Origin of the sequence: Micromonospora sp. NPDC049374 (assembly GCF_040677165.1) — a bacterium.
Taxonomy (GTDB): domain Bacteria; phylum Actinomycetota; class Actinomycetes; order Mycobacteriales; family Micromonosporaceae; genus Micromonospora.
Genome location: NZ_JBFAQH010000002.1, coordinates 170,909 through 185,126 on the forward strand (window position 1 = coordinate 170,909; position 14,218 = coordinate 185,126).

15 protein-coding genes are annotated in these 14,218 nt (G+C 72.1%); 10 read left to right on the forward strand and 5 right to left on the reverse strand.

Translation table 11 applies throughout. From position 1 onward, the window contains the following. Positions 1 to 6: 6 nt before the first annotated feature. Complete coding sequence (locus AB0J93_RS04170) at positions 7 to 1,311, forward strand: tetratricopeptide repeat protein (RefSeq protein ID WP_363917989.1); 1,305 nt, start codon at positions 7 to 9, stop codon at positions 1,309 to 1,311. Between the two features lie 21 nt (positions 1,312 to 1,332). On the opposite strand, the gene AB0J93_RS04175 is transcribed toward AB0J93_RS04170, so the two are convergent. Next, positions 1,333 to 2,499, reverse strand: coding sequence for a homogentisate 1,2-dioxygenase domain-containing protein (locus AB0J93_RS04175; protein WP_363917991.1), 1,167 nt, complete (start codon positions 2,497 to 2,499; stop codon positions 1,333 to 1,335). 80 nt (positions 2,500 to 2,579) lie between these two features. On the opposite strand from AB0J93_RS04175, the gene AB0J93_RS04180 reads away from it, so the two are divergent. From AB0J93_RS04180 to AB0J93_RS04215, 8 genes are all read left to right on the forward strand, one after another. Beyond that, complete coding sequence (locus AB0J93_RS04180; protein ID WP_363917993.1) at positions 2,580 to 3,446, forward strand: hypothetical protein; 867 nt, start codon at positions 2,580 to 2,582, stop codon at positions 3,444 to 3,446. Between the two features lie 43 nt (positions 3,447 to 3,489). Beyond that, positions 3,490 to 4,686: a fumarylacetoacetase gene (fahA, locus tag AB0J93_RS04185; protein ID WP_363917996.1), complete on the forward strand. Its 1,197-nt coding sequence runs from the start codon at positions 3,490 to 3,492 to the stop codon at positions 4,684 to 4,686. Between the two features lie 174 nt (positions 4,687 to 4,860). Beyond that, a complete protein-coding gene (locus AB0J93_RS04190; RefSeq protein WP_363918544.1) occupies positions 4,861 to 5,070 on the forward strand; it encodes a DUF397 domain-containing protein in 210 nt (69 codons plus the stop codon). A gap of 90 nt (positions 5,071 to 5,160) precedes the next feature. Next, entirely contained in the window at positions 5,161 to 5,631 is a 471-nt protein-coding gene (locus AB0J93_RS04195) for an SRPBCC family protein (protein WP_363917998.1), read from the forward strand. 273 nt (positions 5,632 to 5,904) lie between these two features. After that, entirely contained in the window at positions 5,905 to 7,155 is a 1,251-nt protein-coding gene (locus AB0J93_RS04200) for a PQQ-binding-like beta-propeller repeat protein (RefSeq protein ID WP_363918000.1), read from the forward strand. A gap of 53 nt (positions 7,156 to 7,208) precedes the next feature. After that, positions 7,209 to 7,742 (forward strand): hypothetical protein, encoded by a 534-nt coding sequence (locus AB0J93_RS04205; protein ID WP_363918002.1) that lies wholly within the window; start codon positions 7,209 to 7,211, stop codon positions 7,740 to 7,742. A 59-nt stretch (positions 7,743 to 7,801) separates the two neighbouring features. Further along, a complete protein-coding gene (locus AB0J93_RS04210; protein ID WP_363918004.1) occupies positions 7,802 to 8,344 on the forward strand; it encodes a hypothetical protein in 543 nt (180 codons plus the stop codon). A gap of 229 nt (positions 8,345 to 8,573) precedes the next feature. Next, positions 8,574 to 9,494, forward strand: a complete 921-nt coding sequence (locus AB0J93_RS04215) for a hypothetical protein (RefSeq protein WP_363918006.1) — start codon at positions 8,574 to 8,576, stop codon at positions 9,492 to 9,494. A 45-nt stretch (positions 9,495 to 9,539) separates the two neighbouring features. Here AB0J93_RS04215 and hisC read toward each other — a convergent pair whose 3' ends face one another. From hisC to hppD, 4 genes are read right to left on the reverse strand one after another with little or no spacing between them, the layout of a single operon-like run. Continuing rightward, on the reverse strand, positions 9,540 to 10,640 hold the full coding sequence (gene hisC / locus AB0J93_RS04220) for a histidinol-phosphate transaminase (protein ID WP_363918008.1): 1,101 nt from the start codon (positions 10,638 to 10,640) through the stop codon (positions 9,540 to 9,542). Next, positions 10,637 to 11,605 carry an RDD family protein gene (locus tag AB0J93_RS04225; RefSeq protein ID WP_363918010.1) on the reverse strand — a complete coding sequence of 323 codons (969 nt, stop codon included), beginning with the start codon at positions 11,603 to 11,605 and terminating at the stop codon, positions 10,637 to 10,639. Before AB0J93_RS04225 ends, hisC begins: the two co-directional genes overlap by 4 nt. A 22-nt stretch (positions 11,606 to 11,627) precedes the next feature. Next, on the reverse strand, positions 11,628 to 12,371 hold the full coding sequence (locus AB0J93_RS04230; RefSeq protein ID WP_363918012.1) for an RDD family protein: 744 nt from the start codon (positions 12,369 to 12,371) through the stop codon (positions 11,628 to 11,630). Between the two features lie 11 nt (positions 12,372 to 12,382). Beyond that, positions 12,383 to 13,588: a 4-hydroxyphenylpyruvate dioxygenase gene (hppD, locus tag AB0J93_RS04235; RefSeq protein ID WP_363918014.1), complete on the reverse strand. Its 1,206-nt coding sequence runs from the start codon at positions 13,586 to 13,588 to the stop codon at positions 12,383 to 12,385. Between the two features lie 142 nt (positions 13,589 to 13,730). On the opposite strand from hppD, the gene AB0J93_RS04240 reads away from it, so the two are divergent. Then, positions 13,731 to 14,216: an Lrp/AsnC family transcriptional regulator gene (locus AB0J93_RS04240; protein WP_363918016.1), complete on the forward strand. Its 486-nt coding sequence runs from the start codon at positions 13,731 to 13,733 to the stop codon at positions 14,214 to 14,216. The last annotated feature ends 2 nt before the right edge of the window (positions 14,217 to 14,218 follow it).

Sequence of the window (14,218 nt, forward strand, 5' to 3'; positions counted from 1 at the left end):
GCCGCGATGTCCGCCGACGTCCCCACCGACCCGCCCGCCGCCGACGGCTACCTCGAACGCGCCACGCTCCTCGCCGAGCTGGGCCGCTACGACGAGGCGGTGGCCGAACTCGGCTTCGCACTGGCCCTCGACCCGGCCGCCGCCAGCGTGTCGACCATGCTGGCCCGGGTTCACCTGGCCGCCGGCCGACCGACCGAGGCGCTTGCCGCCGCCGAGGCCGCGGTGACCGCCGCGCCGGGACAGGTGCCCCCGCTTGTCGTCCGTGGGCTGGCCCTCGGCGACCTCGAACGGTATGCCGAGGCCGCCCGTACCGCCGATGCGATCCTGGCCCTGGGCCCGGCGGACGCGTACGCCCAGCGCAGCGCGGCGGCGATCCTGGCCGGCTCCCGCAACGGCCAGCCGGCGTTGAACGCGGCCTGGCGCGGGGTGGAGCTGGCCCCCGAGGAACCGCAGGGCCACCTGGTGCTGGGTCTGGTCGCGGCCAACATGCGGATGTACGACCTGGCGGAGCGGGCGTACCGGGAGGCGCTGCGGCTGGACCCGCGCCTGGCGGAGACGGGCGACGACGTCGGGGTACTGCGGCTGGAACAGCGCCGGTGGAGCGCTGCGCTGGAGCGACTGGCCGAAGCGGCGGTGGCGAACCTGCCGCCGACCGATCCGCGCCGCGCTGACGAGGTGCGGGACGAATCAACCCGGCCGGACGAGGCCAGCGACGATCAGGACCGGCCGGGCACCGCCCAGGAGGAGTCGGGTCGGCCGGCTGCGGGTGACGCCGACGCCGGCCGTCCCGCCGGGCCGGAGGAACGCCCGAGCTGGCCGGCGCAGGGCGGAGACGTGCCCGCCGGTCGGCCGGCACGCGCCGGAGACCCCGAGCCGGCCGGGCGTGGTGCAGCCTGGCCGGGACAGCACGGCATCGGGCCGGTCGTCGCACGCCAGCCGGTGCCGGCGGCACTGCGGCAGTTCGTGCTCTGGGGCGCCGGATGGTCGGTGGTTGCCGCCACCGTGGTCGCCTGTTCGACCGCGACCGGCTCCGGGTTCTCCCGACTGCTGGCCGTGGTGGCGGCTGCCGGCGGCGGCATCGTGCTCCGGCAGCACGCGTCCCGGCTGCCCGGACTGACCCGAACCATCCTGCCGGTGCTGCGGCGCACCGACCGACCGCTCGCCCTGGCCGTGTACGCCGCCGCAGCGGCACCTGCGCTGATCCTGCTCTACGCCCTGCTCGGCACCCCGTGGCCGTTGGTTCTGGCCATCGCGGTCGCCACCGCCGCCCGGTTGGCGATCGTCGGCCGGCCGGTGGCCGGACATCGCTAGTGCGGTGTCCTGGACATCGCACTAAGGGCGGCGGGCCCAGGTCCAGGCGTACCCGTCGTCCTCGCATTCGGCCGCCGCGTCGCAAAGGTCGAGTGGGCGGAAGGTGTCGACCATGACCGCCAGCTCGTCGAAGAAGTCCACCCCGATGGCGCGTTCCGCCGCGCCTGGCTGCGGTCCGTGCGTGAAGCCGGACGGGTGCAGCGAGATGGAGCCCTGCTCGATGCCGGAGCCGCGCCGCGCCTCGTAGTTGCCCCCGGTGTAGAAGAGCATCTCGTCGGAGTCGACGTTGTGGTGGTGGTAGGGCACCGGAATGGCGTCCGGGTGGTAGTCGACCTTGCGGGGGACGAACGAGCAGATCACGAAGTTCGGGCCGGCGAAGGTCTGGTGCACCGGCGGCGGCTGGTGGATCCGGCCGGTGATCGGCTCGAAGTCGTGGATGGAGAACGCCCACGGGTAGAGGTGCCCGTCCCACCCGACCACGTCGAACGGGTGATTGGCGTAGACGTGCCGGGTCCAACCCCGGCGATGGCGGACCAGCACCTCCACGTCGGTGCCCTCGACAAGCAACGGGGCGTCCGGCCCCCGGACGTCGCGCTCGCAGTACGGCGAATGTTCCAGGAACTGACCGCGTACGGAGAGGTAGCGCTTGGGCGGGCCGATGTGCCCGGACGCCTCCACAGCGAGTAGCCGGGTCGGGGTGTCGCCGGTGGGCACCAGGCGGTGCACCGTCGAGGTCGGGATGATCACGTAGTCGCCGGCCACCGCGTCGAGTACGCCGAACGTCGACTCGACCCGCAGCGTGCCCGCCTCGACGTACAGGCAGTGGTCGCCGGTGGCGTCGCGGAACAGCGGCGAGGGGCGGTCGGCCAGGACGTAGGCGATCCGCACGTCGTCGTTGGCGAGCAGGTACCGCCGGCCGAGGACCGGGTCCGCACCGGTTCCGTCGAGTTTGTGGGTACGCAGGTGCCGGGGCTTGAGCGGCAGGTTCGGCATCCGGGTCACGGCCGGCGGGGTGAACTCCTCGGCGGCGACGATCGCGGTCGGGGCGTACCGGTGGTAGAGCAGGGACGAGTCGGAGGAGAAGCCCTCCTGGCCCATCAGCTCCTCGGTGTAGAGGCTGCCGTCCGGCTGCCGGAACTGGGTGTGGCGCTTGCGTGGCAGCTCGCCGACGCTGCGGTAGTACGGCATCTCGCCCTCCCGGTCCGCCTTGCGTCCGATAATCGGACACTGTTGTCCGCTTCTTGAAGCGTCCCGTACATTCTTGTCTCGTGTCAACGCAGCCGCCCACTCTCGTCGCCGGTCTGGTCGACGACGCCGCAGTCTTTCCGCCGGGCAGCGCTCCGCTGCCCGAGGCCGTCGGCGCCCACCGGCGGCACCGTGCCGCGTGGTACGCCGACCTGGTCGGCCCGCTGCTGCTACCCGCCTCGGCGATCACGGCGGATGGGCTGAGCGGCCTGGTCGACCCGGCCGAGGGCCTCGCCATCGGGCTGATCGGCGACACCGGCCTCGACCGGCTGCCCTTCGCGCTGTCGCTCCTGCCCCCGCTCGGGGTGACCGCACGACAGGTCGAGGCACCGGTCGCCCGCCGGGGCGAGGACCCGCAACCTGGACTGACCGAGCTTGTAAAGCTCGCCGAGCGGCTGGACGACGTCCCCGTCTACGCGGAGATCCCGCTCACCTTCGGGCTGATGAGCGCCCTGGACGCGCTCGCCGACGCGCGCACCCGCGGGATACCGGTCGCCGCCAAGTTCCGTACCGGCGGACTGGCCGCCGAACTGTTCCCGAACCCCGCCGAGCTGGCCGCGGTGATCTGCGCCTGCCGGGACCGGGACCTGCCGTTCAAGCTGACCGCCGGGCTGCACCATGCGGTGCGGCACGTGGACCCGGAGACCGGCTTCACCCACCACGGGTTCGGCAACGTGCTCGCCGCGACCCTAGCCGCCGCCGACGGGGCATCCGTCGGTGCCGTCGCCGAGCTGCTCACCGTCCGCGACGAGCGACCGCTGGTGCAGGCGGTCGACGGCCGGCACGACTCGGCGCGCCCGCTGTGGGTGGGGTTCGGGTCGTGCAGCATCGTGGAACCACTTACCGATCTGATCCGGCTCGGGCTGGTGAACGGAGGCTTCGAAGCATGAGCGAGCGTCAGCGCGGCGGCGCGGAGCGACGCGGAGGGCCGGCATGAGCTGGGTTCCGGGTGTGGCGGGTTCCGGGTACGGCGTACACCACCTGCCGTACGGGGTGTTCCGGGTGGGCGACGGCGAGCCGCGCATCGGCGTCCGCGTCGGCGACCTGGTGCTGGACCTGGCCGGGGCGGAGGCCGCCGAGCTGGTGCTGGCCGGCGGGGCGCTGCGCAGGCCGACGCTGAACGCGTTCCTGGCGCTGGGGCGGCCGCAGTGGACCGCGGTGCGGGATCGGATCACCGAGCTGCTCACCGAGCCGACGCACCGGGCGGCGGTGGAGCCACTGCTGGTGCCCGTCGACGAGGTGCGGATGGAGTTGCCCTTCGAGGTCGCCGACTACGTCGACTTCTACTCCTCGGAACACCACGCGTCGAACGTCGGCCTGATCTTCCGCCCCGGGCAGCCTCCGCTGCTGCCGAACTGGAAACACCTGCCGATCGGCTATCACGGCCGGGCCGGCACGGTGGTGGTCTCCGGCACCCCGGTGGTGCGTCCGCAGGGCCAACGCCCCAGCTCGGATGGGCCGACGTTCGGCCCGTCAGCGCGCCTGGACATCGAGGCCGAGGTCGGGTTCGTGGTCGGCGTACCGAGCCCGCTCGGCCGCCCGGTGGCCGCCACCGATTTCGCCGATCACGTCTTCGGTGTGGTGCTGGTCAACGACTGGTCGGCGCGGGACATCCAGGCATGGGAGTACCAGCCGCTCGGGCCGTTCCTGGGCAAGTCGTTCGCCACCTCGGTCGCCGCCTGGGTCACTCCGCTCGACGCGCTGCGGCACGCGTTCGTCGCGGGCCCGGCGCAGGATCCGCCGGTGGCCGAGTACCTGCGTGACGAGCCGCACCTGGGACTGGACCTACAGCTGCGGGTGGTCTGGAACGGGGAGCCGGTCAGCGAGCCGCCCTTCGCCGGCATGTACTGGACCCCGGCTCAGCAACTGGCGCACCTGACCGTCAACGGTGCCTCGCTACGCACCGGCGACCTCTACGCCTCCGGAACCGTCTCCGGCCCGCGGCGCGACCAGGTCGGCTCGTTTCTGGAACTCAGCTGGGGCGGCACCGAGCCGGTCACCGTGGGCGGGACGGAACGCACCTTCCTGGCCGACGGTGACACAGTGACGATCACCGCGACCGCACCCGGCCCGGACGACACCACCCTCACGTTGGGCGAGGTCACGGGCACCGTCCTGCCGTCGAACTGACCTGAACCCGACAGCTGTCCTTGATCGCACAGCGGGTGCGATCGAGGACCGTCACCGCCTTCGTTGATCGCCTCGGAATTCCGTCGCCATGCCGCGCCGGGCCGGCCGGTGCTCCCCTTTCCGGTCGGCCCGGCCCCGGCTGGCGGAACGTCGAAACTGAGGGAGATGACGACGATGCACGATCTCGTGGACGCGGTCTGGCGGACCAGCAGCCGTTCCAACGACCAGGGCCTCTGCGTGGAGGTGGCCGACAATCTGGCCGCTGTCCACGGTGTGGTGGGCATCCGCGACTCGAAGGACCAGGCCGGACCGGTGCTCGTGGTGAGCCCACCGGGCTGGACCGCATTCGTCGACGCGATCCGGGATGGCCGGTTCGTCGGCTGATGCCCGCAGGGGGTCTCCGGTGGGGGATTCTCCGCTCGGGGACCCCGCGCCACGCTCACGCCGCGTACCGTCGGTGCCACGGGAGGTGGCATGTCGACCGTTGCGGTAAACGGGTTGGTCGCGGCATCCGCGGCCGATCTGTGGCGGGTGCTCACCGACCTGTCCCGGTCCAGGTGCGGCGATCGGCCCGTGCAACTGCTGACGCCGGGAACGTTCGGCCCGGGTACGAGCTGGCGGGAGATCCGAACGCGACCGGGCGGCGGCACGGTGGCCGAGGAGTTCGTCGTGTTGGCCGCCGAGCCGCCCCGGCGGCTGATCCTCGGCTCGCCCGGTGACGGTGTGGACTACCGGATCATCTGGGCGCTACGGGAGGTCTGCAGTCGCGGGCGTCGCCACACCTCGGTGACGGTGACGGTGCGGGCTCAGCCGGCTGCGACAACCAGCCGGGCGCTGGCACTGCTGCTCGGCGGGCTGGCAGTGCGAGCTGCGGAAAAGGTACTGCGGCAGGACATAGCCGCCTTGGCCGCCGCGGCCGGTGCCCGCCACGCCGAAGTCATTTGACCCAGCCCTCGTCGCCCGTCTTCCCGCTTTACGCCCCAGGGCCCGAGCGGTGTTCTCGCGAGTTGCGGCAAACAGCGGCATCACGCCCATCGCGAGGGCGCGGCATGCCGCATGTCGGGACGGGCCGGCGGCGAGTCCGGGCTCGGCGGGCTCGGCGGGCGAGTGCGGCTCGGCGGGCGAGTGCGGCTCGGCGGGCTTGGTGGGTGGGTTTGGCGGGGCGGCTCGGGGGCGGGCCCGGAAGCGGCTGGGTAGGGTGCCGTGCGGAGGTGCGGCATGGGGTGGGCGTCGGGTCGGCGGCGGTTCGTGGCGGCGGTGGCGGCGGTGGGTGTCGCCGCGACGGTCGGGGTCGTCGCGTACCGGGTCCTGGCGCCGGCAGAGGTGAGCACCTTCGCCCGGGACGACTACCCGGCGCGGAGCATGCTGGCCCCCGGGGTGACCGGCCGCCTGCCGGTTGCTCCGCTGATCGTCGACGGTCGGCTGCGGGTGTACGCCGCGCCTCGGCAGGTCTACGCCGACCAACCGGTCGACAGCCGCAGCAGACGCACCCCGCACTGGTCGTTCCGGCGCTGGCCGGCGAGCCTGGACGCGGTGGTGGCGAGCGGGACGACTGTGGTGAGCCGGTGGTCGGACGGCCAGCTCGTGGCGCTCGACGCGCGTTCCGGTCGGGTCGCCTGGCGGGCGGACGGGCCGGAGCCGGCGTCGGAGCGTGCGGCGCGGCGTACCGGTACGGCCGTCGTCTGGCGGCCGAGCGGGCTTGCGGTGAGCCGGACCGACGACGGCCGTCACGTGGTCGTCAGCTCCGGCGACGGTGAGGTCCGGGCGGTCGACCTGACCGATGGCGGGCAGCTGTGGCGAGCCGCGATCGGTGCCGGCTGCCACCAGCCGGTGGGCACCAGTGCCAGGGGCCAGCTGCTCAGCGTGGACAGCTGCGACGGGCCGACGGTGATCGAGTTCCGTGATCCGACCACCGGGATCGTGCAGGTCCGGTGGCGACCGCCGGATGCCGGTGACGAGCTGTCGGCGACGCTGATCGGCTGCGCGCCGGGCGGCGCCGGGTGTGCCGCGCTGCGGACGTCAGGGCCGGGCGACGCGTCCGCCCGAGGCTGGTTGCTCGGCTCAGGGGAGCCGATCCCGTCGACGGCTCTGGACGACCCGGGTGTCGAGCTGGTCGACGAGACAACGGTCGGCATGGTGGACGGGGCGCTGGTCGGCCGCTCTGCGACGGACGACAGGCAACGCTGGCGGGTCGAGGTCGGCCCGGGCCGGGTGATCGCCGTTCAACCGGGCCGGGTGCACGTGCTGACCGAGGGAAACGAACTCGTCACGCTGGACCCGGCCACGGGCGCGCAGCGGTCGCGGTTCGTGCTGAACATCGGGTCCGACGGCACCGGCTGGGCGCCGGGCGACGCGTACGCAGCCGACGGGTACGTGGCGGTGGAGCGGCTTCGCCGCCCGGTCGACCCGGACGGGGACGACAAGCGCTACTACCTGACCGCCGAGCCGTTGATCATCGCCGCCACCTGAAGGTACGCCACAAAAAGCGTTAAATCGGACATAAGTCGCCTATAGTCACACGGGTGCGACTGCTTGCGGCCCTGCTGGGGGCGACCCTCGTTCTTTCGGCCACTCCGCCGGTCGGCGCTGCGCCGTTTGGTCGGGGTGTCGTGTCGGCCCTCACGGAGGGGGTGGACATCACCGTGCCGGCGTCGGTCAACCTGGGGACCGGCTTCACGGGTGGCACGCTTACCGGCCAACTCGGCCCGGTGCAGGTCAATGACGTACGGGGTCCGGTGAATCCCAACGCTTGGATCGCGACCGTCTCGGCCACCGTCTTTGTCACCGGTGGTGGTGGGCCGCAGCGGACCATCGCCAACGGGCAGGTCTCCTACTGGTCCGGCCCGGCCACCCGGAGCACCGGTGGCGGCACCCTGGTGCCCGGACAGCCGACCCAGGCCCAGGCCGTCACGCTCAACGTGCCCCGGGAGGCCTTTCGGAAAATCTCGGGCAACGGCAACAACGAGGTCCGCTGGGTGCCGACCATCCGCGTCGCCATTCCGTCCAGCGTTGTGGCGGGCGTCTACACCGGGACGATCACGCACTCCGTCGCCTAAAGGGTGATATGTCCAAAAAATGCCTTCTACAGCCTACACGCGAATTTAGCGTCGACGACATGAAGAAGCCACTGCTTGCCCTGACCGTCGCTGCGGCCGCCGTGGTGGCCCTGGCGACACCGGCCGCCGCCTCGCCGACCGACGACACCATCGTCACCTTTACCGTTGGCACCGCCAATCTGGACGTCTTCGCGCCGCCCTCGGTGAACCTCGGATCCACCTTCGCCGACACCTTCATCGAGGGGCAGATCGGGCCGGTACAGGTGGTCGACCAGCGGGCCGCCCTGACCGCCACCTGGACGACGACGGTGAGCATCACCGAGTTCGTCACCGGTGGCGGTGGTGCGGCCGAACTGATCGCCCCCAGCCAGGTCGAGTACTGGTCCGGGCCGGCCACCTCCACCACCGGCCTCGGCACCTTCGTTCCCGGTCAACCGACGGCTGCCGACCGGGTGACCCTTGCCGTGCCTCGGACCGCCTTCTCGAAGACCTCCGGTAGCGGCAACAACTCGGCCACCTGGGATCCGGGCCTGCGGGTCAACGTGCCGCCGACCGCCGTGGCCGGCACCTACAGTGCGACGGTGACCCATTCGGTGGCGTGACGCGGCTCGCCCCGCCGGTCTGGCCGTGACTCTCCTGGTCACGGCCGGGGCGACGGCACCCTCCTTCGCGGCATCGGTCGAGCGGCATGGTGGCCCGGCTGTCGCGTCCGTCCGCCAGGTCGAGCCCGCCGGATCCACCGTGCGGGCGGCACCTGTCGCCGAGCCGGCGGCGGCAGAGCCGCGCCGGGAGGACCGGGCACCCAAACCGTCCCATCGACCGAGTGCGAGCGTGAGCCCGGTCGGCCCGGCCCCAGCGGTCGGCATCCGGTTGCTCGACGCGCCGGTCGACCGACGCGACGACAGCCGGGCACACAAGTACATCGTGGACCACGTCCGGCCCGGCACCGAATTCGAGCGTCGGGTGATGGTCCAGAACCGCGGCGAGTCCCGCAGCCCGGTCGCGGTGTACGCCGCCGCCGCCGACGTCGACAACCAGGGCTTCGTTTTCGCGCCCGGGCGCACCGAGAACGAACTGAGCAGTTGGGTCACGGTGAACCGGCCGGAACTGGACCTGAATCCCGAGGAGCAGGCCGAGGTGCTGGTGACCATCGCGGTGCCCCGCAACGCCGAGGCCGGCGAACGGTACGCGGTGGTCTGGGCCGAGGTCTCCGGCGCTGACGGGCAGAACCTGCGCAGCGTCGGTCGGGTCGGCATCCGGATCTACCTCTCGGTGGGTCCGGGCGGGGAACCGCCGTCCGGCTTCGAGATCGGGCCGCTGACCGGCCTCCGGGAGGCCGACGGCACGCCGGTGGTGACAACCGAGGTGCGCAACACCGGGAAGCGGGCGCTCGACCTGGCCGGGGAACTCCGGCTCACGGGCGGGCCGGGCGGCCTGTCCAGCGATCCCGTACGGGTCGAGGCTGCGACGCTGCCCCTGGGCGGTAGCACCACCGTCCGGGTCGCGCTGGATCGCCGCCTGCCGGACGGAACCTGGTCGGCGAAGCTCGACCTGGCCAGCGGCTGGACGAAGCGCAGTGCCAGCGGCACGGTCAGCTTCGGCGGCCAGACCGTCCCGGCGGCGGCCAGCGCCGACCGGTCGAGCACGGTGCTGGCCGGCGGACTGGTCGCCTCGGGACTGGTGTTGGCGCTGCTGTTCGGCCTCGCGTACCGGCGGCGGTCGCAGCAGCGGGAGCCGGTGCCGCAGGGGTAGGAGACTTCCGGGCCGGTCCGCTGGGGGATGGCGGACCGGCCCGGTTCAGCCCAGTGCGGCCTCGGCCGCCACCAGGAAGGCGTCGTTCTCGGCCGGCGTGCCGATGGTGACCCGCACCCCGTCGCCGGGGAACGGTCGGACGATCACGCCCCGCGACTCGCACGCCTTGCCGAACTCCACCGAGCGGTCACCCAACGGCAGCCAGACGAAGTTCGCCTGGCTGGCCGGGACGCCGGGCACGAGCTTGGTCAACGCCTCGCCGACGCGCTCGCGTTCGGCCACCACCAGCGCGCACCGCCGACGCACCTCATCGGCCTGGGCCAGCGCGGCCAGCGCGCCCGCCTGTGCGGCCATGCTTGTGGAGAACGGCGTGACGACCTTGCGGACCGCCGCCGCCACCTGCGGCTGCGCGACCAGGAAGCCGATCCGCAGACCGGCCAACCCCCATGCCTTGGAGAGGGTGCGCAGCACCGCCACGTTCGGCCGGTCGGCGTAGCTCAGCCCGTCCGGCACCTCCGGGTCGGTGACGAACTCGCGGTACGCCTCGTCGATCACCACAAGCACGTCGTCCGGTACGGCGTCGAGGAAGCGGTCCAACTCGGCCCGGCGTACCGCGGTGCCGGTCGGATTGTTGGGGTTGCAGACCAGGATCATCCGGGTGCGGTCGGTCACCGCCGCGGCCATCGCCGCCAGGTCGTGCTCGTGCCCGGCATCGTTGGGCACCTGCACGCTTGTCGCGCCGCTGGTCGCCGCGATGATCGGGTACGCCTCGAACGAGCGCCACGAGTAGACGAGTTCGTCGCCGGGCAGGCAGGTGGCGCGTACCAGGTGTTCGGCCAGCGCCACCGAGCCGCAGCCGGTCGCCACCCGGTCGGCGTCCACCCCGTACCGCTCGGCGAGCGCCTGGCGGAGCGCGACGACGCCCATGTCCGGGTAGCGGTGCACGCCGGCGACAGCCTCGGCGACCGCCTCCACCACGCCGGGCAGCGGGCCGTACGGCACCTCGTTGCTTGCCAGTTTGATGGCCTCGGGCAGGCCCAGCTCACGAGCCAGGTCGGCCGGGCTGCGTCCGGGCACGTAGTTGGGCAGCGCGTCCAGGTCGGCGCGGGTCAGCCGCACCACCGCCTGGTGTCGTCCGTCGGTCATGGGGTCTCTCCCGGGGGATTGGCGCGGTCGTCGGGGGTACGCGGAAGCTGGACCACCACGGTCTGCGCCCGCTTGTCGTGCAGCGCCTGCCGTAGCGGATGGTCGAACAGCGGTGAGAGCGCGTCGATCAGTTGGAGCAGCAGGCCGAGGCCGCAGCAGTACCAGAGCAGCGTGGGCAGGCCGAGGGTGTTCCAGCGGCGCAGCGCGCGGCCGAAGCCCAGCGGTGCGTCCGCCTCGACCGGCACCGCCCGGACGCGCAGCAGTCGCTTGCCGAAGGTCTGCCCGCGGGCGGCCATTGACGGCACCTCGTACGCTAGCCAGAGCGAGGTGGCGATGAGCAGGATCGTCACCACCAGCGCGCCGGCCTGGTCGCCGGCGGCGGGCAGCGGGTCGGTGGTGCGGTCCTGGGCCTGCACCCGACGCCAGAACTCGTTCAGCGGTGCCGAGAGTTCCTGGAGGTAGCGCCAGACGAACCAGCCGTTGACCAGGGCGTTGAGCAGGAGGACGACGCCGAAGTCGATCAGCCGGGCAGCCAGCCGGGCACCGAACGAGGCGAGCGGCATCCCGTGCGGACGAGGTGCCGGTGGACGCCCGGGCCAGGTCGGGTACGGCCAGCCGGGCGGCGGCCCATGCGGGCTGTCACCTGTCGGCCAGGTCGGCGGTGTGCCCGGCGGCCCCTGAGCGCCAGGCCAGCCCGGTGGCGTTCCGCCGCCCGGCTGCCCTGTCGGCGGGCCTTGTGGCCAGGTGGCCGGCGGGGTGCCGCCGGGGGGCAGGTCGGCTGCGGGCGGTGCCGAGGCGGACGCCGGCGTGGTGGGCTCCGGTGTCGGCTCGGGCTCGGGCGGGGGTGGGCCCTCGGGTGGGGTGGCGTCGACCGGGATGGGCGCGCCGATCCAGCCCTCGCCGTCCCAGTACCTACGGGTCTCCGGGTCGGCGGGGTCGACGTACCAACCGGGTGCCACGCTCACGTCGCGGCCTCGCTGCGCTCGTTCACCTCGACACCTTAACGACGACGGTCTCGGCGAACTTGTCGTGGAGGCACTGCTGCCAGGGCTTGTCCCACAACTGCCAGAGGCCGTCGACGTAACTGCCACCGGGCACCAGGGACCCGCCGACGAACTGCACGAGGTACCGCTTTCCAGCCATCCGACGGTCCAGGGTGCGGGTCGGGTCGAGGGAGACCACGCGCAGATTCATCACTTTCTTGCCGAGGGTCTGCCCGGTCCGCTTCAGGTATTCGACGTGATAGAGCCAGTACAGCCCCAGCAACAGCACGATCAGCCCGGCCTGTAGCACGAGCATCGGCAACACGAGATCGCTGAACAGGGTGGCCAGATCCGGCTCGGCGGGTGTGCCGTCCGGGTTGGTCCAGTTGAGCGTGGAGAGTGTTCGCAACCAGAAGACCAGGAAGACCGGTACGAAGAGCACCATCATGATGCCGGTCGCGATGGCCGTGTCGATCAGGTAGGCCAGCAGCCGGTCACCGAAGCTGGCCAGCGGCTGCCCGCCCGGGCCGAGCACCGGCGGGGGCGGCCCGGCAGCCCAACCGGGCGGAGGCGGTCCCACCGGCCAGGGCGGCTGGGACGCGTACCCCTGCGGACCCGGGTGTCCCGGCGGCGGCTGGACGGGCGGGGCCCACTGGGCCGGAACCGAGGGTGGGCCGGCGGGTGGCGCGGCACCGCCGGCCGGGGGCTCGCTGGCCGGCGGTGTCGGGTGCGCTGGTGGCTGGGTCACGCTCGACAGTGTTACAGGTTGCCGCGCTTCTCCTGCTCCCGCTCGATCGCCTCGAAGAGCGCCTTGAAGTTGCCCTTGCCGAAGCCGAGCGAGCCGTGCCGCTCGATCAGCTCGAAGAAGACGGTCGGGCGGTCCTGCACCGGCTTGGTGAAGATCTGCAACAGGTAGCCGTCCTCGTCCCGGTCGACGAGGATCTTGCGGGACTTGAGTTCCTCGATCGGTACGCGTACCTCGCCGATGCGGGCGCGCAGTTCCGGGTCGTCGTAGTACGAGTCGGGGGTTTCGAGGAACTCGACGCCGGCCGCCCGCATCGCGTCCACACTGGCCAGGATGTCGTTGGTGGCCACGGCGATGTGCTGGGCGCCGGGGCCCTGGTAGAACTCCAGGTACTCGTCGATCTGCGACTTCTTCTTCGCGATGGCCGGCTCGTTCAGCGGAAACTTCACCTTGCGGGTGCCGTTCGCGACGACCTTGCTCATCAGCGCCGAGTAGTCGGTGGCGATGTCGTCGCCGACGAACTCGGCCATGTTTGTGAAGCCCATGACCCGGCGGTAGAACTCGACCCACTCGTCCATCCGGCCCAGCTCGACGTTGCCGACCACGTGGTCGACCGCCTGGAAGAAGCGCTTCGGCTGGACCCCGGCGTCGATCATCGGCTGCCGGTCCACGATCGGGCCCCGCTTGGCGAAGCCGGGCAGGAACGGGCCCTGGTAGCGGGACCGGTCCACAAGCGTGTGCCGGGTGTCGCCGTAGGTGGCGATGGCGGCCAGTCGTACGGTGCCGTGTTCGTCGGTCACGTCGTGCGGCTCCACCAGGCCGGTCGCGCCCTGCGCGGTGGCGTGCGCGTACGCAGCGTCGACGTCGGGCACCTCCAGCGCGATGTCGCTGACGCCGTCGCTGTGCCGGGCGACCTGCTCGGCACCCTCGGCGTCGGGGCGTACCGCGCCGGTGAGCACGAACCGGGCCGACCCGCTGGTCAGCACGTACTCGGCGTGGTCGCGGTAGCCCTGCTCCGGCCCCCGGTACGCCACGCAGGTCATGCCGAACGCGGTGGAGTAGTAGTGGGCGGCCTGCTTGGCGTTGCCCACCAGGAACCGCACGTGGTCGAGACCCTTGACCGGGAACGGGTCCTTGCTGGTGTCGTGGTCGACGGCGCCGACGAGGGCGTCGACGTCCAACTCCTCGGTCGGCTGGGGTCGGTCGATCGCCTGGGTCATGGTGGCCTCCCTCGCGTACCGCCCGGCTTCGTGAGCCGACGGATCGTGTGCTGCTGGTGCCGAGCATCGCGGTGACCGGGCGCACTGGGCAACCCTCTCCGCCTGGGCTGGTCAGGTTGCGCAAACGGTATGGTGCTTTCGCATGAACACTGGTCAGATTGCCCAGCTCGACGAGCTGGACGTGCGACTCATCGAGCTGCTCGCCGACGAACCCCGGATCGGCGTGCTGGAGTGCTCGCGCCGGCTCCAAGTGGCCCGGGGGACCGTCCAGGCGCGGCTCGACAAGCTGGTCGGGCGGGGGGTGATCGCCGGCTTCGGCCCGGATCTCGGCCCGGCCGCGCTCGGCTTCACGGTGACCAGCTTCGTCACCCTGGAGATCAGCCAGCGGCACGGGCACGACCCGGTCACCCGCCATCTGGCGGCGATCCCCGAGGTGTTGGAGGCGCACACCATAACGGGAACGGGCGACCTGCTCTGCCGGATCGTGGCCCGCTCGAACACCGACCTTCAGCGGGTGATCGACCAGATCGTGGCGTACGAGGGGATCACCCGCGCCTCCACGATCATCGCGCTCGCCGAGCAGATTCCCTACCGCGTCCTGCCGCTGCTGCGCTCGGCGGTGCAGTGAAG